We start from the raw sequence: 22,233 nt of genomic DNA, 5'->3' as shown, positions 1-22,233 counted from the left end.
CCCTAAAATCCGGGCATGCATATACATATATTGGGCATTTGTGGCACCTTCATGGGCGGCTTGGCCGCGCTGGCCCGCGAGGCAGGACACCGGGTCACCGGCTGCGATGCCGGTGTTTACCCCCCCATGAGCGACCAGCTGCGCGCCCTGGGCATCGAGCTGATCGAAGGCTTTGACGCCGACCAAATGGCCTTGCAGCCCGACATGTACGTGGTGGGCAACGTGGTCAGCCGCGCCCGCCTGGCCGACGGCAGCCCCAAATTCCCGTTGATGGAAGCGATTCTGGAAGCCGGGACGCCCTACACCAGCGGCCCCCAGTGGCTGTCCGAGCATGTGCTGCAGGGCAAGCATGTGCTGGCTGTCGCGGGCACCCACGGCAAGACCACCACCACATCGATGCTGGCCTGGGTGCTGGAGCAGGCTGGTCTGCAGCCTGGCTTTTTGGTGGGTGGCGTGCCGCTCAACTTCGGCGTCTCGGCCCGGCTCGGAGGAGGCAAGTACTTCGTGATCGAAGCGGACGAATACGACACCGCCTTCTTCGACAAGCGCAGCAAGTTCGTGCACTACCGCCCGCGCACCGCCATCCTGAACAACCTGGAATTCGACCACGCCGACATCTTTGACGATCTGGCCGCGATTGAGCGCCAGTTCCACCACCTGGTGCGCACCGTGCCCGGCACTGGACGCGTGGTGGTCAATGGCCTGGAAGAAAGTCTGACCCGGGTGCTGGGTCAAGGCTGCTGGAGCGAAGTGCGGACCTTCGGCTCGGCCGTCAGCGACTTTGTGGCCGAAGGCGAGCCTTCGCAGTTCAAGGTGCTGCAGGCCGGCCAGCCTGTGGCCGAGGTGCAGTGGGCCATTGGCGGTGTGCACAACCAGCTCAACGCGCTGGCATCCATAGCGGCTGCCGAGCATGTGGGCGTGAGCCCGGCGGTGGCGGCGCAAGCACTGGCCACTTTTGAGAATGTCAAACGCCGCATGGAAGTGCGCGGCACAGTGAACGGTGTCACCGTCTACGACGACTTCGCCCACCACCCCACCGCGATCCGCACCACCGTCAACGGCCTGCGCCGACAGGTGGGTGATGCCCGCATCCTCGCCATCTTCGAGCCCCGCAGCAACACCATGAAGCTCGGCACCATGAAAGCCCAGCTGCCCTGGAGCCTCGAAGAAGCCGATCTGGCCTTTTGCCACTCGGGCGGACTGGGCTGGGACGCCGCAGCCGCGCTGGAACCCATGGGCACCAAAGCACAAGTGGGCGCCAACATAGACGAGGTGATTGCGCAAGTGCTGGCGCAAGTGCAGCCCGGCGACCACCTGCTGTGCATGAGCAATGGCGGCTTTGGCGGGATTCATGCCAAATTGCTGGAAGCGCTGGCAAGGCGCTGACACTGTCTTTGTGTGAGAGCGAGCCCCTGCTCGCGAATATGGGCCAGAGCCAGATCACGCATTCGGCCGCAGGGGCGACCTCCCACAGAGATGCAGCTTCCGGAGTTTCGTGGGAGCGAGCCCCTGCTCGCGAATCCATGCGCCAAGGCGATGCCCGCATTCGGCCGCAGGGGCGGCCTCCCACAAGGTGTTCAAATGCCGCGCCTGAATATCAAACAGCCCGACGCGCCTTCACCGCGTCTGAGAGCACCTGCAACACGCCTTCGCTGTCGTCCCACCCGATGCAGGCGTCGGTGATGCTCTGGCCATAAGCCAGCTTCGTCACGTCGTCCTTACCGGGGGTGAACTTCTGGGCGCCGTCTTTCAGATGGCTCTCGACCATGACGCCAAAAACCTGGCGTGAACCACCGCTGATCTGGGCGGCGATGTCTTTGGCCACATCGATCTGACGTTCGTGCTTTTTGCTGCTGTTGGCGTGGCTGCAGTCCACCATCAAGGTGGCGGGCAACTTGGCGGCTTCCAGTTCCTTGCATGCGGCGGCCACGCTGTCGGCGTCATAGTTCGGCGCTTTACCGCCGCGCAAAATCACATGGCAGTCCTGGTTGCCCTGGGTCTGCACGATGGCGACCTGGCCGTTTTTGTGCACCGACAGGAAGTGGTGACCACGGGCTGCGGCCTGGATCGCGTCGGTCGCGATCTTGATGTTGCCGTCCGTCCCGTTCTTGAAGCCGATGGGCGCCGACAGGCCCGAAGCCAGCTCGCGGTGCACCTGGCTCTCGGTGGTGCGAGCACCGATGGCCCCCCAGCTGATCAGGTCGCCGATGTACTGTGGCGAGATCACATCCAAAAACTCGCTGCCTGCGGGCAGGCCCTGGCGGTTGATCTCGATCAGCAGCTGGCGTGCGATGCGCAGGCCTTCGTCGATGCGGTAGCTTTCGTCCAGGTAGGGATCGTTGATCAGGCCCTTCCAGCCCACAGTGGTGCGGGGCTTTTCGAAGTACACGCGCATCACGATTTCCAGTGTGTCGGCGTACTTCTCGCGCAGGGGCTTCAAGCGGCGGGCGTAGTCCAGGGCTGCGGCCGGATCGTGGATGGAGCAGGGGCCGATGATGACCAGCAGGCGGTCGTCCTGGCCGTGCACGATGTTCTGGATGGCTTTGCGGGTTTTGGCGATCAGGGCTTCGGTCGCCGTGCCGGCGATCGGGAAGAAGCGGATCAAATGTTCTGGAGGCGGGAGCACGGTGATGTCCTTGATGCGTTCGTCGTCGGTCTGGCCGGTGCGGTCTGCGGCATTGGGATACCAGCTCTCGGGGGCTGCGGTTTTGGCGTTCATCGTGGACTCCTGAATTGAAAAATGGTGAAAAAAAAACCGCCGGGCTTTGGGGCTCCGGCGGTGTGTGTCGAGATGTTCGGGTGCTTATGCGCTCGCCTCTCGTCCGCCGGGGACTGAGAACCAAAAGTAAAAAAAGTAAAAAGCGATGCGCGAAGACATGGGATTCAATGTAGCACAGTTGGATGACAGTTCCTGACAGGCCGGCCCGGGGACAAACCCGAAGGCCTGTTTTTTCAAGTTCAGGCCGTGCCCCCCACCGTCAGGCCGTCGATGCGCAAGGTCGGCTGCCCCACACCCACCGGCACGCTTTGGCCTTCCTTGCCGCAGGTGCCCACGCCCGAGTCGAGCTTCATGTCGTTGCCGATCATGCTGATCTTCTTGAGCGACTCGGGACCGCTGCCGATCAGGGTCGCGCCCTTGACAGGGTATTGGATCTTGCCGTTTTCCACCCAGTAAGCCTGGCTGGCCGAGAACACGAACTTGCCGCTGGTGATGTCCACCTGGCCGCCCGCGAAGTTGGTGGCGTACAAGCCCTTTTTGATGCTGGACACGATTTCTTCGGGGCTCTTGTCGCCGCCCAACATGTAGGTGTTGGTCATGCGCGGCATGGGCACATGGGCGTAGCTTTCGCGCCGACCATTGCCCGTGGGCTTGACACCCATCAGGCGGGCGTTCATCGAATCCTGGATATAGCCGCGCAGGATGCCGTCTTCGATCAGCACGTTCTTCTGGGTGGCGTGGCCTTCGTCGTCCACGTTCAAAGAGCCGCGGCGGTCAGAGATGGTGCCGTCGTCCAGCACCGTCACGCCTTTGGCCGCCACGCGCTGGCCGATTCGGCCGCTGAAGGCGCTCGAGCCCTTGCGGTTGAAGTCACCCTCCAGGCCATGGCCCACGGCCTCGTGCAGCAGCACACCAGGCCAGCCATTGCCCAGCACCACCGTCATCTCGCCCGCAGGCGCGGGGCGCGCTTCGAGGTTGATGAGCGCGGCCGACACCGCTTCCTGCACATAGCTTTCCACCATGCCATCGTCAAAATAAGCCAGTCCGAAGCGGCCACCGCCGCCACTGCTGCCCACTTCGCGGCGGCCGTTTTGCTCGGCGATCACCGTGACCGACAGGCGAATCAAAGGGCGCACATCGGCAGCCAGCGTGCCGTCGGCGCGGGCCACCATGACCACGTCGTATTCGGTGGCCAAACCGGCCATGACCTGCACCACGCGCGGGTCCTTGGCTCGGGCGATTTTTTCCACGCGGCCGAGCAGGTTCACCTTGGCGGTGCTGTCCAGCGTGGACATGGGGTCGAGCGAGGGGTAGAGCGAGCGGCTGGCCGAGACCTTGCGCGTCGGCACCTTGATGCGTTTGTTTTGCGTGGCCTGCGCGATGGTGCGCACCGTCATGGCCGCGTCCATCAAGGAGGCTTCGGAGATGTCGTCCGAGTAGGCAAAGGCGGTTTTCTCGCCCGACACGGCCCGCACGCCCACCCCCTGGTCGATGCTGAAGCTGCCGGTTTTGACAATGCCCTCTTCCAGGCTCCAGCCTTCGGAGCGGGTGTACTGGAAATACAAGTCGGCGTCGTCCACCTGGTGCGCCTGGATGGCGGCCAAAGCGCGGCTCAAATGGGTTTCGTCCAGGCCAAAAGGCTCCAGCAAGAGGGAGCGGGCGGTGGCCAGACGTTCGATGGTGGGTTCGCGTGAAATCATGGGAGCCATTGTAGGGACTGATCAAACCCCTTGCCGGCATGCTCCTTCGCCGGGCAACCCCTCCGCATCGGACAGCATCGGCTTTGAAATTGAGAAGCAGCACACAGACGAGTCCGGAGCGCACTTGCTAAGTTTGGCCTGCCTTTCACCACCCCAGGAGATCCTCATGACCCCCAGCCCCGTTTTCGCCCTCACGCTTGCACTGTGCGCCAGCGTCCCTGCTATGGCCAACGATGCATTGGTGCAGGAAAAGCAATGTCTGCAATGCCATGCGGTCGACAAAAACCTCATCGGCCCCTCATTCAAACGCATTGCTTACCGCTGGAATGGCAACCCGGTGGCCGAAAAAATGCTGATCGCTACCATCCGCAACGGCACCCGGGAAGGCGGAGGTCAGCATTGGAGCGACAGCACCCACATGCCCGACGCCTGGGAACGCCCCATGGTCAGCGAGGCAGAAGCCCAACAAATCTTCGTCTGGATCATGCGCCAATAGCCAGCGGGCTCCACAACCCAGCACAGGCGAGGCGGGGACTGCGTCAGGTTTGCACCAGCTGTTTGGCTTTGGCAATCGACATGAGGATGCCCAGCGCCAGGCCCAAGGTGACCATGGCGGTGCCGCCATAACTGATGAAGGGCAGCGGCACCCCCACCACCGGCAAGATGCCGCTGACCATGCCCATGTTCACAAAGGCATAAGTGAAGAAGATCATGGCCATGCTGCCGGCCAGCAAACGGCTGAACAGTGTGGGGGCCTCGGCCGCGATGACCAGCGCCCGGTAAACCAGAAAGAAGAACCAGAAAATCAGGAACAAGCCCCCCACAAAGCCGAACTCTTCGCCATAGGCGGCAAAAATGAAATCGGTGGTGCGCTCGGGGATGAATTCCAGGTGGGTTTGGGTGCCCTGCATGAAGCCTTTGCCCCAGAAGCCGCCGGAGCCGATGGCGATCATGCCCTGGATGATGTGAAAACCCTTGCCCAACGGGTCCCGTGCCGGATCGAGCAAGGTGCACACGCGCTGGCGCTGGTATTCGTGCAGCACTCGCCAGTCCACGCCGTCGGCACACAAGGTGGGCTCCATGATCACCAGGACCACCATGCCCACGAGGCCCAGCACCATCGGCGGCAAAATCCAGCGCCACTTGAGTCCGGCAAAGAAGATCACCGCCAGACCTGCAGCCAAAACCAGCAAAGAAGTGCCCAGATCAGGCTGCTTCATGATCAAGCCGACCGGGACGCCCAAAATCAGCAAAGCCACCGCAAAGTCAAAGGGCCGGAGTTGGCCTTCGCGCTTTTGAAACCAGGCCGCCAGCATCAAAGGCAAAGCAATCTTCAAAATCTCGCTGGGCTGGATCACCACGCCCAGATTGATCCAGCGCCGGGCACCTTTTTTGGTGATGCCAAAAATGGCCACCGCCACCAGCAAAATCACGCCCACGGTGTAGATGGGCACTGCCCAGGCCATGAGTTTTTGGGGAGGCATCTGGGCCACCACGAACATGATGAAGCCCGCCAGCAGCATGTTGCGGCCATGGTCCACAAAACGGGTGCCGTGGTCATAGCCCGATGAAAACATGATCAGCAATCCGGCGCAGGCAAGCATGAACACCGCAAAAGCCAAAGGGCCGTCAAAGCCCTTGAGCAAATACTTCAGGCGCTGCCACAGCGTCGGTTTTTGAATCACTGAACCCATGGGCGCGATTATCTCAGGCCAACGCGACCCAGAGAGGTCCGGGCGGGCCAAGCCCCCGGTCAATGGCTGCGTCCGCTGCGGAACATGCCGTGGGTTTTGCGGTTGAGCACCCCTTGGGCGGCCAGCTTGTTCATGGACGGGCTGGCGTGTGCATGCGTGATTGCCATGCCCAAAGCATCTGCCGCATCCTGGCGCGGCACCACGGGCAACTGCAGCAAGCGTTTGACCATTTCCTGAACCTGCGACTTGGCGGCCCGCCCATGGCCGGTGACCGATTGCTTCATCTGCAAGGCGGTGTATTCGGCCACCTGCAAATCGCACGACACCAAAGCCGTGACACAGCACCCCCGCGCCTGGCCCAGCAACAAGGTCGCCTGGGGGTTGACGTTCACAAAAACGATCTCGACCGAGGCCACATCCGGCTGGTAGCGGGCATGGATTTCACGCACGCCGTCGTAAATCACCTTCAGCCGGGCAGGCAAATTGCCCATGTCACCCCGCGTCGTCTCGATCACCCCGCTGGCCACGTACTGCAGGCGGGCACCGGTCATGTCCACCACCCCGAAGCCGGTGGTTTGCAAACCCGGGTCAATGCCCAGGATGCGCACGGTTTGCGGCGCGGCCGTGGTCAAAGTGCTCATGGCAGCTCCACGGCACCCATGCGGGCCATGATGGTTTCAGCCCGGCTGGCCAGGTAGGCCGATTGCGCCCTTTGCTCGAAATACCGGGGGCGGGGCAACATGACCGCCAGACGCGCCGCTTCCCAGTCGTTCAGACGGGCCGCACTCTTCCTGAAGTAATGCTGCGCCGCAGCCTCGGCACCAAAGACACCCTCGCCCCACTCCACGCTGTTGAGGTAAATCTCCAGAATGCGCTGTTTGGACAAGAAAGCCTCCAGCGTGAGGGTGATCAGCATTTCCTGGCCTTTGCGCAGCAAGGTGCGCTCGCCAGACAGAAAGAGGTTTTTCGCCAGCTGCTGGGTGATGGTCGAGCCGCCCACAATTTTGACCGGGGGCGTCTTGGCGTCGGGGCGACGCTGGGCCCGCAGCTCGGCCTGGGCTTTGGCCTTGGCGTTTTTCTCCCAGGCCTTCTCCAGAGACTCCCACCAGACCCCGCCATGCTGGGCAAATACCGTGTCTTCCGAAGCGATCACCGCACGTTGCAAGCTGGTGGCAATGCGTTGGCGATCCACCCATTCCTGCCGCCAGGGCAAGCGCCCCTGCCGCGTCACGATCTGCCAGATTTGCGAACGCTCAAAACTGGTGGATTCCGGCGCCAGCACACCCATGCTGGCGATGCGCAGCGCAAAAAAAAGCTGCAAACCCAGGCCCGCCAACAAGACCAGCCCACACCAACGACCAAAAGCACGCATCAATATCCTTTGTCTTCAGGGATCATGAGATCGCCAGGCCACTCAGCGCGGTGGGGTATCCGGCGTCAACATGCGCATGTCCAGCGTGCCCTCTTTGGAAAACTGAAAACGCGTGACCACCACGATCTGATCGGCCTGCCGCCGCATGTTAGCGCTGAACACGTCAAAAGGGGCGGCACTGCGCACAATCGCCACCGCCCGCTGGTCCAGCAAAGGCTGGCCTGAAGTCTTCGCCACCTCGGTCTGCACCAGACGGCCCCGGGCATCCACGGTGATCACCATGGTCAACTGGCCATAGAGCTTTTGCCCCCCCACCTGCGGGAAATTGAGCGTGCCGCGCGTCTCGATGGTGCGCCGCAGCTTGTCGTAATAGAGGGCGTACACCGCTTCACGGGTAGCGGGGCTGATGAAACGCTTGCGAGGGCCGCCTTGCGTTCTTTGCACCTGTTGCTCGATTTGGGCCAATTCTCGGGTCAGCTGGCGCTGTCGCTCTTGTTGGGCCTGCCGCTCGGGTGCCTGGGCCGTTTCACCGGAGGGGTCTGGCGCCTGGGCCAGCAACGCCTGCTGCAGCTGGGTGAGCAAGCGCGTTTGCTGACGCTGGAGGGCTTCAATCTGCCGCTGCATGGCCCCGATGTCGGTGCCCGATTCGTCCAGCAAAGAAGGCGGCAAAGGCGAGCTGGCGCGTGCTTCTACCGCACCTTGCCCACCTCCCGCCAAGTTCACCTGGGCCATGGCCTGGGCGCGCTCGGGCGCCTTGTCGCTGCGGGCATTCACGAGCACCACCTCCAAGGCGGTGTCTTCAAAAACCCGGTTGAAGCTGTGCGGATCGGCAAAGCGCCAGGCGATCAAGGCCGCATGCAACAACAGCGAAACACCCAAAGTCCACCACAGGGTGTGGCGGTGAAACGCCTGTTGGAGCCAGGTCACCGGCCCGGCCAAACTGAGCTGAGCGCTTTCAGGCCCCATCGCTTTGGGTGCTGTCGTTCAAATCGACGGCAATGGTGAGCGGGCCAGCCGCCATGGCCTCGTCCTCTTCTGCTTCGTCGACTTCCTGACCCTCTGCCGCCAAAGGCGCGTCCAGATGCGCCACCACCGTGCCGCCCACGTCCAGCGCCATCAAATCCACGGCGCCCAATTTGACGCGCACACGGGCGCCTCGCATCAAGCCTTGGGCACCCATGACGCTGAACATCAAGGGCAAGGTGTCGGCCCGCACCAGCCAGGCACCACCGCCCATTTCCTTGACCAGACTGGCTTCGAGTTCATCGATGCCTTGCTGCTGCACATGGCGCAGCGTCCAGTAGCGCTCCATGCTGGACTGCACGCTGTTGTAGGCGCTGTAGGCCGCATCGAAACCGCTGATGATGGAAAACAACTCGGCGTCTTTGGGCTTGAAGGGTGCGGCCAATGCAGCCGTGGCCCCGTGCTTGGCGCACGCAATGATCTGCCACTGGTTGACCAGATCGGTGTAGCGGCGCAGGGGCGAGGTGCTCCAGGCATAGCTGGGAACGCCGATGCCCGCATGGGGCAGCGCCTTGGTGCCCATGCGCACCTTGACGCCGGGGGCCATGCTGGCCTGGCTGCGGTAAATGCCAGGCACGCCCAGCTGGGCCAGCCACTGACCCCAGGTACTGTTGGCCAAAATCATGGCCTCGGCCACCATCAAATCCAGCGGCGCACCGCGCTTGCGGGTGCCGATCAACACCGTCTCTTCGCCTGTGGGCGGCGTGTCGTTGTGGGGGCGATCGAGCTTGAAGCTGTAATCGGGGCGGTTGAAGCTCTCGGGTTTGCCACGCACCACTTCGCGCCGCGCCTTGAGGGTCTGCGCCAACCGCCAGAAAAAGCCCAACGTCGCCCGGCTCACCGGCACATCGGTGTGGTCGCTCTGGTCTTCACCTTCCAGCCATTCACGGGTGATGCGGTCATCCAGCTGGTCATGCCGCAGGTTGACCAGGATCGGCACCCGCTCCAGACGGGTTTCGGTGCTTTGCACCTCCAGCGTGTCTTCGCTGAAGGTCACATACAGAGACACGGCCGGGCAGTCACGGCCTTCGGTCAGGGTGTAGGTCTGCACCACGCTGTCGGGCAGCATGGTGATTTTGTAGCCGGGCATGTAGACGGTGGACAGACGCTGACGGCCCAACTGGTCGATCGGGCTGCCGGGCGTCAAGGCCAGGCCCGGTGCCGCGATGTGGATGCCCACAGTGACCGTGCCCGTGCCCAAGCCTTGCAAGGACAGGGCGTCGTCGATCTCGGTGGTGTGCGAGTCGTCGATCGAAAAGGCCTGGACCGGCGCCAAGGGCAACTCGTCGGTGATGGCCGGCGCTTGCAACGCCGGGAAACCGGTGCCCTTGGGGAACAGGTCGAACAAAAAGCGCTGCCAATGAAAGTCCCAGGCCGACGCGATGGCCCCGGCCTTTTGCAACAAGTCCAGTGGCGCGGTCTGGCTGGCTTTGCTGGCTTCGACCACCGCTTTGTACTCGGGCGTGTTCTTGTCCGGGCGGAACAGGATCTTGTACAGCTGCTCGCGGATCGGTGCGGGGCACACGCCGGCCACCAGCTCGGCCGACCAGGCCTCGATCTGCGCCTGAACCTGCTTCTTTTTTTCAATGGCGAGCAAGGCTTGCTGCACGATCTCGGCCGGCGCTTTGCGGTAGCGGCCTTTGCCGCCCCGGCGGAAATAGTGCGGCGCTTCGTGCAGGCGCAGCAATGCCGCCACCTGCTGCACGGTGCTGGCCCCGTCGCTGAAATAGTCGCGGGCCAGGTCGGCAAAACCGAACTCCTCGTCGGAGGCGAATTCGTAAGCCAGCTCCAGCTCGATGGTTTGGCTCAGGGCCGCCGCTTCGCTCAGCAAGCTGGCGGGGCTTGGTTTTTCAAACTTGAGCAGCATTTGCGCCGCCTTGACTTTGACCCGCTTGCCGGAGTCGAGTTCCACCTGCGCAGAGGCCTCGGCCTCGGACAGGATGCGTCCGGCCATGAATTTGCCGGCTTCTTCAAATAATGCGTACATCGGGTGATTTTCCCACGTGGCACCACCCGCTTGGGGGCACGCCCTCAGGCCAGGCGAAGAAAATCGAGGATTTCGGGCAAGTACAGCTCGAAATCGCTCAGGGCGTGGTCGCTGCCCTCGATCAGGCGCACCTGGCCTGCCCCATGGCGGGCCAGCATTTCCCGCCAGTCCAGCACCTCGTCCCCCTTGGCGATCACCGCCAATGTGCGTGGGGTGGCCTGTGGGGGCTGCGCCTGCAAGGCCCGCAGCTCCTGCACATGGGCCATTTCGAAAAAAACCTTTTGCGCGGGGTCATGCCAGGCCGGATGCTCGCCGATGTAACCCTCCAGGTCCCGTGCCGGCTCCACCGCCGGGTTCAGCAGCACCGCAGGGCAGCCCAGCTGTTGCGACAGGCAGGCGGCATAAAAACCGCCCAAGGAAGAACCGACCACCGCCATGCTGTCCCGGGGCCAAGCCGACACCCCGGTCCCGATGTCGTCCATGGCCTGACGAGGCGAAGCAGGCAACTGTGGGCACCACCAGGTCACACCAGGGTGCTGGTTTTGCACCAGGGCCGCCAGGGTTCGGGCCTTGAAGGATTGCGGTGAAGACCGAAAACCGTGCAAGTACAGCAGGTGGCTGGTGCGCGGCATCACCAGGCAGGCTGCAGGGCCGCAAAGCCCCGGGGCGCTTCAAGCGCTTTGTCAAAGGTCACCACCTCGTAAGCGCTCGGGCGTGACAACAGTTCGCGCAGCAGGCGGTTGTTCATCGCATGCCCCGACCGAAACGCGCTGTAGGCGGCCAGCAGGGGCTTGCCCAGAATGTACAAATCGCCCATGGCGTCGAGGATCTTGTGCTTGACGAACTCGTCGTCATAGCGCAAGCCATCCGAGTTGAGCACCTTGTAGTCGTCCATCACGATGGCATTGTCCAAGCCGCCGCCCAGCGCCAAACCGTTGGCACGCAGCATTTCCACATCCTTGGTGAAGCCAAAGGTGCGGGCGCGGGCAATGTCACGGGCATAAACGCCGTCCGACATGTCAAACACCACCTGCTGCCCGGTCGAATCCACGGCAGGGTGCCTGAAATCGATCTCAAAGGTCAGTTTGTAGCCGTGGTAGGGCTCCAGACGCGCCCACTTGATGTTCTCGCCCTCGCCTTCCGACACTTCCACGGTTTCGAGCACACGCACAAACCGTTTCGGGTCAGGCTGCTCCACGACACCGGCGCTTTGCAACAAAAAGACAAACGAAGACGCCGAACCATCGAGGATCGGGACCTCTTCGGCCGTGATGTCCACATACAGGTTGTCAATGCCCAAGCCTGCGCACGCCGACATCAGGTGCTCGACAGTCAGGACCTTGGCTTGTCCAACCGAAATGGTGGAGGCCAGCCGGGTGTCGGTCACCGCCTCGGCGTTCACCGGGATGTCCACCGGCTCGGGCAAATCGATCCGGCGGAACACGATGCCGGTGTCCGGCGCTGCGGGGCGCAAGGTCAGCTCGACACGCTGACCGCTGTGCAAACCCACGCCGACGGCTTTGGTCAAGGTTTTGAGGGTGCGTTGAGAGAGCATGGCCCTATTTTAGTTGGCGAGAGATGCGGGGGTGCAGGCCGGGAATAGGCATTGAAGGCTTGATGAACCACTAGCCCTGTGGCACGGTCCGGGGCTGGCGGGCGAAATTGAGGCGCGAAGCGACGACGAGCCCGACAGCCCCGGGCTGTGCCACAGGGCGTTATCGCTGAACGTGCACGCAAAAAGGGGCCAGACAGGCAAGCGCCCGTCTGGCCCCAAAGCACCAAAAATGAAACTCAGATCAAGCGATCAGTCTGCTTGCTTGCGCAGGAACGCGGGGATTTCGATGTCGTCCATGCCCGCATTGGCCATGCCGTCCACACGGGCCGCTGCATGGGTACGGTTGCTGCGCCAGTAGGCGGGCACATTCAAACCACTGTTGGCCAAAGGCGCAGCGGCATTGCCCGAGGCGGCCACCGAGTCTTGCCCACCCACGGTGAAAGGCACGTTGTCGGTGCCGGTGCGCAGCACTTGCAGAGGTGGGGCTGTGCGGCGGGCACCGGCCTTGGACAAACCGGTGGCCACCACGGTCACGCGGATCTCGTCGCCCAGGCTTTCGTCATAGGCCGTGCCGTAGATCACATGGGCGTTTTCGGAGGCGTAAGCACGGATGGTGTTCATCGCCTGCTTGGACTCGGACAGCTTGAGCGAGCCCTTGGCGGCGCTGATCAGCACCAGCACACCCTTGGCACCCGACAGGTCCACACCTTCGAGCAGCGGGCAGGCCACGGCCTGCTCGGCCGCGATGCGGGCGCGGTCAGGGCCGCTGGCGGCGGCGGTGCCCATCATGGCCTTGCCGGGCTCACCCATCACGGTGCGCACGTCTTCAAAGTCGACGTTCACATGGCCGGGCACATTGATGATCTCGGCAATGCCGCCCACAGCGTTTTTCAACACATCGTTGGCGTGGGCAAAAGCCTCGTCTTGCGTCATGTCTTCACCGCCAGGCAATTCCAGCAGCTTTTCGTTCAGCACCACGATCAGCGAATCCACATTGGCTTCGAGTTCCTGCATGCCCACGTCGGCATTCGCCATGCGGCGACCGCCTTCAAATTCAAACGGCTTGGTCACCACACCCACCGTCAGGATGCCCATCTCTTTGGCGATGCGGGCAATCACAGGCGCAGCGCCTGTGCCTGTGCCACCGCCCATGCCGGCGGTGATGAACAACATGTGCGCGCCCTCGATGGCGGCGCGGATATCGGCTTCGGCGCTTTCAGCGGCTTCGCGGCCTTTTTCAGGCTTGCTGCCCGCGCCCAGACCAGTCTGACCGAGCTGAATGAAACGGTGGGCCGCGCTGCGGGCCAAGGCCTGCGCATCGGTGTTGGCGCACACGAATTCAACGCCCTGGACCTGGCGCTCGATCATGTGCTCCACAGCGTTGCCGCCGCCACCGCCAACCCCGATCACTTTGATCTGGGTGCCTTGGTTGAACTCTTCGGTTTGGATCATTTCAATGGTCATGGTGCTACTCCTAAATTTGTTTGCAGTTGCCGAAAATTTTTTTGTGAATGCTGGGGTGGGTCAAGGTGTCAACATCGACACGGTCGCGAAACCGGCGGGCTGCTTCTGGCCAGAAATCTCTTTTTCCAGTTCATCAGAAGTTCCCCACAATGAAGTCCTTGAAGCGGCCAAAAGCGTTGTTCACCGAACTCTTCTTTTGGGTGACCTTGTAGCCCCGCAGGCGAGCCAGGCGGGCTTCTTCCAAGAGGCCCATCACGGTGGCGGCGCGGGGCTGGCTGACCATGTCGGCCAGGCCACCTGCATATTTGGGCAGGCCACGACGGACGGGCTTGAGGAAGATGTCCTCGCCCAGCTCGACCATGCCGGGCATGACGGCGCTGCCGCCCGTCAGCACAATGCCCGACGACAACACCTCTTCGTAGCCCGACTCGCGGATGACTTGGTGCACCAGCGAGAAAATTTCTTCGATGCGCGGCTCGATCACACCCGCCAAAGCCTGGCGGCTGAGCATGCGCGGCCCCCGGTCGCCCAGACCCGGCACCTCGACTTGTGCATCGGGGTCGGCCAGCAGTTGCTTGGCGTAACCACTTTCAACCTTGATGTCCTCGGCGTCCTTGGTTGGCGTGCGCAAAGCCATGGCAATGTCGCTGGTGATCAGGTCACCGGCAATCGGGATCACGGCGGTGTGGCGGATCGAGCCGTTCGCAAAAATCGCCACATCGGTGGTGCCTGCACCAATGTCCACGCACACCACACCCAGCTCACGCTCGTCTTCGGACAGCACAGCCAGGCTGGACGACTGGGGGTTGAGCAACAGCTGATCCACCTCCAGGCCGCAGCGGCGCACGCACTTGATGATGTTCTCGGCGGCACTTTGCGCCCCGGTCACGATGTGCACCTTGGCTTCCAGGCGCATGCCGCTCATGCCAATCGGCTCTTTGACTTCCTGGCCGTCGATCACAAACTCCTGTGGCGCCACCAGCAACAAGCGCTGGTCGGTCGAAATGTTGATCGCGCGGGCGGTTTCCATCACGCGGGCGACATCGGCTTGCGTGACTTCCTTGTCCTTGATCGCCACCATGCCGCTGGAGTTGATGCCACGGATGTGGCTGCCCGTGATGCCCACATTGACGCGGGTGATCTTGCAATCGGCCATCAACTCGGCCTCTTTGAGGGCCTGCTGGATGCTTTGCACCGTGGCGTCGATGTTGACCACCACGCCGCGCTTGAGGCCATTGCCCGGCGCAATGCCCAAACCCGCGATCTTGAGTTCGCCATCGGGCATCACCTCGGCCACCACCGCCATCACTTTGGAAGTGCCGATATCCAAGCCCACCACCAGATCTTTGTACTCTTTTGCCATTTGAATCACCGTTTCCGTTTCATTCTTGTGTCTTGACCCGTCAAAGCTTTTTCTTGCCGTCTGCTTCCAGCGTGGTCACACCCCGCAGGCGCAAGGCATAGCCATCCTTGTGACGCAAATCCGCCCCGGCCAATGCGGTCGGCGTGCGGCCATAGCGGGCCGTCACTTGCGACAGCGTCCTGAAAAACACTTTCAGCTGGGCGGTGATCTCCGCCTCTGTGCCCCGCCCCAGCTCCAGCAGCGCACCGCTGTCGGTCACCACACGCCAGCTGCCCCGGGGGGTCAACTCCAACTGCTCAATGCCCATGTCCATCGCCTCGAACATCGGCAACAAAAGGCGGTACATCTGCACCACGGTCTGCGACTGCGCATCCGGGCCTTTGAGGCGTGGCAGGTTTTCCACATCCACCTCTTCGATGTTGGCCTCGAACACGCGGCTTTGCTGGTTCACCATCTTGTTGGCGCTGTCATCGCCCCACAGCGCCATGGGTTCGTGCTCCTTCAACACCGCTTTCAGGCGATTGGGGAAATCACGGTGCACCACGGCCTCCCGAACCCAGGGCACGGCCTCGAAGGCGTCGCGTGTGCGCTTCAGATCCATGGTGAAAAAATTGCCACTGAGCTGCGGCACGACATTGGCCCGCAAGGTCACCGCGTTGTTGCGCGTGACCTCGCCTTGCACCGTGATCGCCTGGATCGCAAACGCCGGATGCCGCAGCAGCCACCAGGCCCCACCGCCCAGCACCAGCAGCACGAACACCGCTGTCAGCAAGGCTGCAGCCATGTTCATGAGGCGGATGTCCAGCGGCAAGGCCATCGTCGTTTTCACCCGCGCACCTCCTGCACGTGGTCCAGCGTGGCAGCGGCCAACAACTGGCAGCACAGCGCCTCGTAAGGAATGCCTGCGGCTTTGGCCGACATGGGCACCAGCGAGTGACCGGTCATGCCGGGCGAGGTGTTGATTTCCAGCAGGTAGGGCTGGCGCGTGGTCGCATCGATCATCACATCCAGGCGTCCCCAGCCCCGGCAACCCAGGACCTGGTAGGCCTTGACCACCAGGGCCTCGATGGCGGCCTCTTCTGCAGCAGGCAGGCCACTGGGCACCAGGTACTGGGTGTCGTCGGTGAAATACTTGTTCTGGTAGTCGTAATTGCCCTCGGGGGCCACGATGCGGATCACTGGCAGTGCCTTGGCGGCCTCGGCAGGGCCCAGCACCGGGCAAGTGACTTCGTCACCCACAATGCATTGTTCGCACAGGATGTCGGCGTCGCACTGCGCGGCCGCGGCCAGCGCAGCAGGCAGGTCCTGGGCCTGCGTGACCTTGGTCACCCCGATCGAAGAGCCTTCTCGGGCAGGCTTGACGATCATCGGCAAGCCCAAGGTCTGGATCAGCGTCTCCATTGACACACTGCCCAGCTGATCCCGCCGCACCAGCACATAGGCCGGGGTGGGCAGGCCTTCGGCCAACCAGACGCGTTTGGTCATGGTCTTGTCCATGGCGATGCTGGACGCAATCACCCCCGAGCCGGTGTAGGGGATGCCCAGCAACTCCAAAGCACCCTGCACCGTGCCGTCTTCGCCATAACGGCCATGCAGGGCAATGAAGCAACGCGAAAAACCTTCGCGCTTGAGTTCGCTCAATTCCCGCTCGGCCGGATCGAACGCGTGGGCATCCACGCCCGATGCGCGCAAGGCGTTCAGCACGCCCTGACCCGACATCAAGGACACTTCGCGTTCGGCCGATCGACCGCCCATGAGCACGGCCACCTTGCCCAAAGACATGGCCCCCACGCTCCCCAAGGGGGCCTTCGCACCTTCGACGTTGCGCCATGCAGTCATGCGGCACCTCCCAACTCGACCACTTGGGCAGGCACGGCCCCGATGGAGCCAGCGCCCATGCAAATCACCACATCGCCGTCACGGGCGTTGCTGAGCACGGCTTGTGGCATGTCGGCAATCGCATCGACAAAAACCGGCTCGACCTTGCCCGCCACACGCAAGGCGCGGGCCAGCGAACGGCCATCGGCGGCCACGATGGGGGCTTCGCCTGCGGCGTACACCTCGGACAGCAGCACGCTGTCGCAGCCTTGGCCAATGACTTTCACAAAGTCTTCAAAGCAATCACGCGTGCGGCTGTAGCGGTGGGGCTGGAACGCCAACACCAGCCGGCGACCCGGGAACGCCCCACGGGCGGCCGCCAGCGTGGCCGCCATCTCGACCGGGTGGTGCCCGTAATCGTCGATGACCGTGAAGCGCCCAGCGCCTCCGGGCACGCGCACCTCGCCATAGCGCTGAAAACGGCGTCCCACACCCTTGAAATTGGCCAACGCCCGCTGCACAGCCGCATCATCCACACCCAACTCCACCGCGACGGCCACAGCCGCCAAGGCGTTGAGCACGTTGTGCAAGCCCGGCAAATTCAGCACCAGGGGCAAATCGGGCAAGGTCACGCCATTGCGCCGCTGCACTGTGAAATGCATCTGCCCCTGCACCGCCCGCACATCCACGGCCCGCACTTGGGCACCTTCGCTCAGGCCATAGCTGGTGACAGGCCGGGCAATGTCCTGCACGATGGACTGCACACCCGGATCGTCCACACAAACAATCGCCGTGCCGTAAAAAGGCATGCGGTGCAAAAACTCCACGAACGCGGCTTTCAAACGGGCCAGGTCGTGACCGTAGGTCTCCATGTGGTCGGCGTCAATGTTGGTGACCACCGCCATCACAGGCAACAGGTTCAGGAAGGAGGCGTCGGACTCGTCGGCCTCGACCACGATGTAGTCGCCCGTGCCCAGCTTGGCGTTCGCCCCTGCGCTGTTGAGGCGTCCGCCAATCACAAAGGTCGGGTCCAGCCCGGCCTCGGCCAACACACTGGCCACCAGGCTGGTGGTGGTGGTTTTGCCGTGTGTGCCGGCAATGGCGACGCCCTGCTTCATGCGCATCAGCTCGGCCAGCATGACAGCGCGCGGCACGATGGGGATGTGGCGCTCGCGCGCGGCCAGCACCTCTGGGTTGTCGGCTTTGACGGCGGTGGAAGTGACCACCGCATCGGCGTCTTGGACGTTGTCGGCCGAATGCCCCACATGCGTGGCAATGCCCAAAGCCGCCAGGCGACGCAGCGTGGCGCTGTCGGACAAATCGGAGCCGGAAATCTGGTAGCCCAGATTGAGCAACACCTCGGCAATGCCGCTCATGCCCGAGCCGCCCACGCCGATGAAATGAATTTTTCGGATGGCGTGTTTCATGCCGCCAACTCCTCACAAGCCATCACAACCTCCCTGGTCGCATTTGTTTTTTTCTGTGCGTGGGCTTTTTGTGCCACGTCTTGCAATGTGTCGCGGCTCAAGGCCGTCAGGCGCTCGGCCAGGTTCTGCGCGGTCAGCTCGGCCTGGGGCACCAGCCAGCCGCCACCGTGCGCCACCAAGAACTGCGCATTGGTGGTCTGGTGGTCGTCGACCGCAAACGGGAAGGGCACAAACAAGGCGGCCACGCCCACCGCCGCCAATTCGGTCACGGTGCTCGCGCCTGCGCGGCAGATCACCAGATCGGCTTGCGCAAAGGCGGTGGCGGTGTCGTCGATGAAAGGCGTCAACTCGGCCTGCACGCCTGCGGCCGCGTAGTTGGCCCGCAAGGCTTCGATTTGTTTGGCACCGCTTTGGTGGATGACTTGCGGGCGTGAGGCCTCTGGCATCAAAGCCAAGGCCTGCGGCACGATGTCGTTCAGGGCCTTGGCCCCCAGGCTGCCACCCACCACCAGCACACGCAAAGGGCCTGTTCGCCCGGCAAAACGCTCGGCTGGCGAGGCTTGTTGGGTGAAGCCTTGGCGCAAGGGGTTGCCCACCCATTGCCCGGTTTTGAAAACGCCGGGGAAGGCGGTGAACACCCGGTCGGCCACTTGCGCCAGCACCTTGTTGGCCAGGCCCGCTACCGAATTTTGTTCGTGCAGCACCAAAGGCTTGCCCCACAAGCTGGCCATCATGCCGCCGGGGAACGTGATGTAACCGCCCAGGCCCAGCACCACATCGGGCTGGACCCGGCGCACCACCTGCAAGCTTTGCCAAAAAGCGCGCAGCAGCTTGAGTGGCAAGAAGGCCAATGTTGCGAGACCTTTGCCGCGCACACCGCCAAAGGCCACCGTTTCAAAGGCGAAGCCACGCGGCGGCACCAGCTGGCTTTCCATGCTGTCCGGTGCGCCCAACCAGTGCACGCGCCAACCCGCCTCGCGCAGGGCTTCTGCCACGGCCAGACCCGGGAAGATGTGCCCCCCCGTGCCACCCGCCATGACCAGTGCGCATTTTTGCGTCATGCCCGGCCTCCGCGCATCATCTGTTTGTTTTCGGCGTCGATGCGCAGCACCACCGCGATGGCGATCAGGTTCATCATGATGGCCGAACCGCCGTAGCTCATCAAAGGCAGTGTCAGGCCCTTGGTGGGCAAAGCGCCCAAATTCACACCCATGTTGATGAAGGCCTGAAAACCGATCCAGATCCCCACACCCTGGGCCACCAGACCGGAGAACACCTTGTCGAGGGCGATGGCCTGACGGCCAATCACCATGATGCGGCGGCTGAGCCACAGAAACATCACGATGACCAAAGACACGCCCACCAAACCAAACTCTTCACCGATCACGGCCAGCAAAAAGTCGGTGTGGGCTTCGGGCAACCAGTGCAGTTTTTCCACGCTGCCACCCAAACCCACGCCCCACACCTCACCCCGGCCGATGGCGATCAGGGAATGCGAGAGCTGGTAGCCCTTGCCCAAAGCGTGCTCAGCGCTGAAAGGGTCCAGATAAGCAAAGATGCGGTCACGGCGCCAAGGCGATGCGGCAATCATCACAACAAACGCGCCCACCAGCACCGCAAAAATCAGGAAGAACATGCGGGCATTGACACCGCCCAGGAACAGGATGCCCATGGCGATGATGGCGATCACCATGAAGGCGCCCATGTCAGGCTCGGCCAGCAAAAACACCCCGGCCAAGGCCACCGCTGCACCCATGGGCAAGACCGCACGGAAGAAGCGCTCTTTCACCTCCATCTTGCGCACCATGTAATCGGCCGCATAAATGATGGTCGCGAATTTGGCCAATTCGGAGGGCTGGAAATTCATGATGCCAAAGGAAATCCAGCGCCGCGCACCGTTGACGCCCTTGCCGATGAAAGGGATCAACACCAGCGCCAGCAACACCAGAGACACCACGAACAAAGGCCTGGCCACTTTTTCCCAGGTCTCGGTGGGCACCTGGAAGGCCAGCAAGGCCATGACACTGCCCACCACCATGGAGATCAGATGCCGCGTCAAAAAATGGGTTTGTGTGTAGCGCGAAAAACGGGGGTTGTCCGGCATGGCGATCGACGCCGAATACACCATGACCATGCCCCACATGAGCAAGGCGACCACCACCCAGACGAGCGCCTGGTCCACGCTCTGCAAGCGGTGGGCTGAACCTGCGCTGTTGCGGGCGAAATCGTAGCTGCCCAGATTGACAGGCAAACCCTGTGTGCCCGCAGCCTGTCCACGCGATGCACGGCCTGTGAGCACCTGCCCCCAATGGGCCAGGCCTGCCTGCAGGCGTTGCGGGAATGACAGCGCTTCGCTCACAGCCCGCCCTCCATGGCCACACCCGCCGCTTCGGCCAAACCGGCCACGGCCTGAACAAACACCTCGGCGCGGTGGCCGTAGTTGTCAAACATGTCAAAGCTGGCACAAGCGGGCGACATCAAAACCGCGTCGCCACTGCGGGCGATGGCTGCGGCCTGGGCCACGGCGGCATGCATGTCAGCGGCATCGTGCAGCGGCACGTCCGTGCCTTGCAGCGCTTCGCGGATGACAGGCGCATCGCGGCCGATCAAGACCACCCCTCGGGCAAAACGCGACACGGGATCGGCCAAGGGCGTGAAGTCCTGGCCTTTGCCATCGCCCCCCAAAATGACCACCACGCGGCGATCTGCGCCCAAGCCTTGCAAGGCGGCCACGGTGGCCCCCACATTGGTGCCCTTGCTGTCGTCAAAATACTCCACCTCGCCCACGATGGCGACCGGCTCCACCCGATGGGGCTCGCCCCGGTATTCGCGCAGGCCATACAACATGGGGCCCAAGGCGCAACCGGCGCTGCTGGCCAGCGCCAGGGCAGCGAGCGCATTGACCGCGTTGTGGCGGCCGCGAATGCGCAAGGCGTCGGCGGGCATCAGCCGCTGGATGTGCAACTCTTCGGCCGCGTCCTTGCGGCGGCGTCGTGTTTCATCGGCTTCCAAGGCGCGCACCAACCACGTCATGCCATGCGTGACTTCGATGCCAAAGTCGCCTGGGCGCTGAGGCATGTCGCCGCCAAACAGCACACAAGCGCGCTCGACAGGCTTTTGCAACTTCACGCGCACAGGCTCGGGCCGCATGGCCATGACCTGCGCGTCTTCGCGGTTGAGCACCATCAGACCTTGAGCGCCAAAAATCCGGGCTTTGGCGGCGGCATAGGCGGCCATGCTGCCGTGCCAGTCCAGGTGGTCTTGCGAAACGTTCAGCACCGTCGCAGCGGTCGGCTCAAAGCCCTCGCTGCTGTCGAGCTGGAAGCTCGACAGCTCCAGCACCCACACCTGAGGCAGCGCCTGGGCCATGGGGTCCTGCACGGCAGGAGGAACGGGCAGCGGCAATTCCGCTTCGCGCTCGCCCTCCAGGGGGTCCAGCGTTTCGTCTGTATCGGCCAGCTCGCTGGTCGACTCATCCTGCTGTGGTGCGGGGATGACCGCCTCCTGGGCTGCTGTCACCGTTGGCGGCTCACCGACCGCATCTGCCTTCTCAAGCTCGGCGGCGGCGCGCTCGGCTGCTTCTTGCTCAACCTGCGCTTGCGCTTGGGCCATGGCTTCGGTCAAGGTGTCCAGCAGCGTGGGGCCGATGTTGCCCGCCACTTTCACGGTTTTGCCCGCACGCGCCACCAACTGCCCGGTGAGCGATGTGACCGTGGTCTTGCCATTGGTGCCCGTGATGGCCAGCACCTGCGGGGCGTAGCCAAAGCGCGCTTTCAAATCCTGCAAGCCAGCGGCAAACAAGCTCAGCTCACCACCTTGCCACAAGCCCATGGCACGGGCCGCGTCCACCACCGGGGCCACCACTTCAGGCGCGAGACCCGGGCTGCGGAACACCGCACGCACCGAAGTGCCTTCGACCAGACTGGCCACAAATGGCCCGGACACAAAGCGCACCGCAGGCCACTCGGCCTGCAAAGCGGCCAACTGGGGCGGCGTGTCACGGGTGTCGGCCACGGTGACGTCCGCCCCGGCATGCGCGCACCAGCGGGCCATCGCCAGGCCCGAAGCACCCAAACCGAGAATCAGAACGTGTTGGCCTTGGAGCTGCATG

Annotated in this window: 19 protein-coding genes; 2 read left to right on the top strand and 17 right to left on the bottom strand. The window is 63.1% G+C overall.

What is annotated here, in order from left to right:
* Positions 1-15: 15 nt before the first annotated feature.
* Positions 16-1,386: a UDP-N-acetylmuramate:L-alanyl-gamma-D-glutamyl-meso-diaminopimelate ligase gene (mpl, locus tag ACZ5RT_RS01625; protein ID WP_464453306.1), complete on the top strand. Its 1,371-nt coding sequence runs from the start codon at positions 16-18 to the stop codon at positions 1,384-1,386.
* A gap of 211 nt (positions 1,387-1,597) precedes the next feature.
* Here mpl and ACZ5RT_RS01620 read toward each other — a convergent pair whose 3' ends face one another.
* Complete coding sequence (locus ACZ5RT_RS01620) at positions 1,598-2,719, bottom strand: 3-deoxy-7-phosphoheptulonate synthase (RefSeq protein ID WP_422170561.1); 1,122 nt, start codon at positions 2,717-2,719, stop codon at positions 1,598-1,600.
* 239 nt (positions 2,720-2,958) lie between these two features.
* Complete coding sequence (gene tldD / locus ACZ5RT_RS01615; RefSeq protein ID WP_464453305.1) at positions 2,959-4,419, bottom strand: metalloprotease TldD; 1,461 nt, start codon at positions 4,417-4,419, stop codon at positions 2,959-2,961.
* A 166-nt stretch (positions 4,420-4,585) separates the two neighbouring features.
* Here tldD and ACZ5RT_RS01610 point away from each other — a divergent pair, with 166 nt between their 5' ends.
* Positions 4,586-4,915, top strand: coding sequence for a c-type cytochrome (locus ACZ5RT_RS01610; protein WP_464453304.1), 330 nt, complete (start codon positions 4,586-4,588; stop codon positions 4,913-4,915).
* A 43-nt stretch (positions 4,916-4,958) separates the two neighbouring features.
* Here the strand turns inward: ACZ5RT_RS01610 and rodA are convergent, their stop codons facing one another.
* From rodA to murD, 15 genes are all read right to left on the bottom strand, one after another.
* Positions 4,959-6,113 (bottom strand): rod shape-determining protein RodA, encoded by a 1,155-nt coding sequence (gene rodA, locus ACZ5RT_RS01605; protein ID WP_108427098.1) that lies wholly within the window; start codon positions 6,111-6,113, stop codon positions 4,959-4,961.
* Positions 6,114-6,172: 59 nt separating this feature from the next.
* Positions 6,173-6,721: a crossover junction endodeoxyribonuclease RuvC gene (gene ruvC / locus ACZ5RT_RS01600; RefSeq protein WP_108427171.1), complete on the bottom strand. Its 549-nt coding sequence runs from the start codon at positions 6,719-6,721 to the stop codon at positions 6,173-6,175.
* Between the two features lie 29 nt (positions 6,722-6,750).
* Entirely contained in the window at positions 6,751-7,485 is a 735-nt protein-coding gene (gene mtgA, locus ACZ5RT_RS01595) for a monofunctional biosynthetic peptidoglycan transglycosylase (RefSeq protein ID WP_108427099.1), read from the bottom strand.
* A gap of 42 nt (positions 7,486-7,527) precedes the next feature.
* Positions 7,528-8,412 carry an energy transducer TonB gene (locus ACZ5RT_RS01590; RefSeq protein ID WP_464453303.1) on the bottom strand — a complete coding sequence of 295 codons (885 nt, stop codon included), beginning with the start codon at positions 8,410-8,412 and terminating at the stop codon, positions 7,528-7,530.
* 28 nt (positions 8,413-8,440) lie between these two features.
* Positions 8,441-10,495: a ribonuclease catalytic domain-containing protein gene (locus ACZ5RT_RS01585; protein WP_291929815.1), complete on the bottom strand. Its 2,055-nt coding sequence runs from the start codon at positions 10,493-10,495 to the stop codon at positions 8,441-8,443.
* Between the two features lie 44 nt (positions 10,496-10,539).
* Positions 10,540-11,127, bottom strand: a complete 588-nt coding sequence (locus ACZ5RT_RS01580; protein WP_422170552.1) for a YqiA/YcfP family alpha/beta fold hydrolase — start codon at positions 11,125-11,127, stop codon at positions 10,540-10,542.
* The gene (gene lpxC / locus ACZ5RT_RS01575; protein WP_464453302.1) at positions 11,127-12,050 is read right to left on the bottom strand and encodes a UDP-3-O-acyl-N-acetylglucosamine deacetylase; all 924 of its coding nucleotides are present in this window, start codon (positions 12,048-12,050) and stop codon (positions 11,127-11,129) included. Before lpxC ends, ACZ5RT_RS01580 begins: the two co-directional genes overlap by 1 nt.
* Before the next feature lie 249 nt (positions 12,051-12,299).
* A complete protein-coding gene (gene ftsZ / locus ACZ5RT_RS01570) occupies positions 12,300-13,514 on the bottom strand; it encodes a cell division protein FtsZ (protein ID WP_291929809.1) in 1,215 nt (404 codons plus the stop codon).
* A gap of 133 nt (positions 13,515-13,647) precedes the next feature.
* Positions 13,648-14,877, bottom strand: coding sequence for a cell division protein FtsA (ftsA, locus tag ACZ5RT_RS01565; protein ID WP_090044934.1), 1,230 nt, complete (start codon positions 14,875-14,877; stop codon positions 13,648-13,650).
* A gap of 40 nt (positions 14,878-14,917) precedes the next feature.
* Positions 14,918-15,706 (bottom strand): cell division protein FtsQ/DivIB, encoded by a 789-nt coding sequence (locus ACZ5RT_RS01560; protein ID WP_291929805.1) that lies wholly within the window; start codon positions 15,704-15,706, stop codon positions 14,918-14,920.
* Positions 15,703-16,716 carry a D-alanine--D-alanine ligase gene (locus ACZ5RT_RS01555; RefSeq protein ID WP_464453301.1) on the bottom strand — a complete coding sequence of 338 codons (1,014 nt, stop codon included), beginning with the start codon at positions 16,714-16,716 and terminating at the stop codon, positions 15,703-15,705. The genes ACZ5RT_RS01560 and ACZ5RT_RS01555 overlap by 4 nt, the downstream gene beginning before the upstream one ends.
* Complete coding sequence (murC, locus tag ACZ5RT_RS01550; protein WP_108427106.1) at positions 16,713-18,122, bottom strand: UDP-N-acetylmuramate--L-alanine ligase; 1,410 nt, start codon at positions 18,120-18,122, stop codon at positions 16,713-16,715. Before murC ends, ACZ5RT_RS01555 begins: the two co-directional genes overlap by 4 nt.
* Complete coding sequence (gene murG, locus ACZ5RT_RS01545) at positions 18,119-19,183, bottom strand: undecaprenyldiphospho-muramoylpentapeptide beta-N-acetylglucosaminyltransferase (RefSeq protein ID WP_464453300.1); 1,065 nt, start codon at positions 19,181-19,183, stop codon at positions 18,119-18,121. The genes murC and murG overlap by 4 nt, the downstream gene beginning before the upstream one ends.
* Positions 19,180-20,421, bottom strand: a complete 1,242-nt coding sequence (gene ftsW, locus ACZ5RT_RS01540; RefSeq protein ID WP_291929821.1) for a putative lipid II flippase FtsW — start codon at positions 20,419-20,421, stop codon at positions 19,180-19,182. The genes murG and ftsW overlap by 4 nt, the downstream gene beginning before the upstream one ends.
* A 56-nt stretch (positions 20,422-20,477) precedes the next feature.
* Positions 20,478-22,232, bottom strand: a complete 1,755-nt coding sequence (gene murD / locus ACZ5RT_RS01535; RefSeq protein WP_464453299.1) for a UDP-N-acetylmuramoyl-L-alanine--D-glutamate ligase — start codon at positions 22,230-22,232, stop codon at positions 20,478-20,480.
* Between the last annotated feature and the right edge of the window lies 1 nt (position 22,233).

This window comes from Limnohabitans sp. TEGF003 (genome assembly GCF_055395455.1).
This window is presented reverse-complemented; position numbering and strand designations above follow the sequence as displayed.

Coding starts and splice junctions, on each gene's coding strand:
- mpl (WP_464453306.1), top strand. CDS start 16: ATGCATATACATATATTGGGCATTTGTGGCACCTTCATGGGCGGCTTG.
- ACZ5RT_RS01620 (WP_422170561.1), bottom strand. CDS start 2,719: ATGAACGCCAAAACCGCAGCCCCCGAGAGCTGGTATCCCAATGCCGCA.
- tldD (WP_464453305.1), bottom strand. CDS start 4,419: ATGATTTCACGCGAACCCACCATCGAACGTCTGGCCACCGCCCGCTCC.
- ACZ5RT_RS01610 (WP_464453304.1), top strand. CDS start 4,586: ATGACCCCCAGCCCCGTTTTCGCCCTCACGCTTGCACTGTGCGCCAGC.
- rodA (WP_108427098.1), bottom strand. CDS start 6,113: ATGGGTTCAGTGATTCAAAAACCGACGCTGTGGCAGCGCCTGAAGTAT.
- mtgA (WP_108427099.1), bottom strand. CDS start 7,485: ATGCGTGCTTTTGGTCGTTGGTGTGGGCTGGTCTTGTTGGCGGGCCTG.
- ACZ5RT_RS01585 (WP_291929815.1), bottom strand. CDS start 10,495: ATGTACGCATTATTTGAAGAAGCCGGCAAATTCATGGCCGGACGCATC.
- ACZ5RT_RS01580 (WP_422170552.1), bottom strand. CDS start 11,127: ATGCCGCGCACCAGCCACCTGCTGTACTTGCACGGTTTTCGGTCTTCA.
- lpxC (WP_464453302.1), bottom strand. CDS start 12,050: ATGCTCTCTCAACGCACCCTCAAAACCTTGACCAAAGCCGTCGGCGTG.
- ftsZ (WP_291929809.1), bottom strand. CDS start 13,514: ATGACCATTGAAATGATCCAAACCGAAGAGTTCAACCAAGGCACCCAG.
- ftsA (WP_090044934.1), bottom strand. CDS start 14,877: ATGGCAAAAGAGTACAAAGATCTGGTGGTGGGCTTGGATATCGGCACT.
- ACZ5RT_RS01555 (WP_464453301.1), bottom strand. CDS start 16,716: ATGACTGCATGGCGCAACGTCGAAGGTGCGAAGGCCCCCTTGGGGAGC.
- murC (WP_108427106.1), bottom strand. CDS start 18,122: ATGAAACACGCCATCCGAAAAATTCATTTCATCGGCGTGGGCGGCTCG.
- murG (WP_464453300.1), bottom strand. CDS start 19,183: ATGACGCAAAAATGCGCACTGGTCATGGCGGGTGGCACGGGGGGGCAC.
- murD (WP_464453299.1), bottom strand. CDS start 22,232: ATGCAGCTCCAAGGCCAACACGTTCTGATTCTCGGTTTGGGTGCTTCG.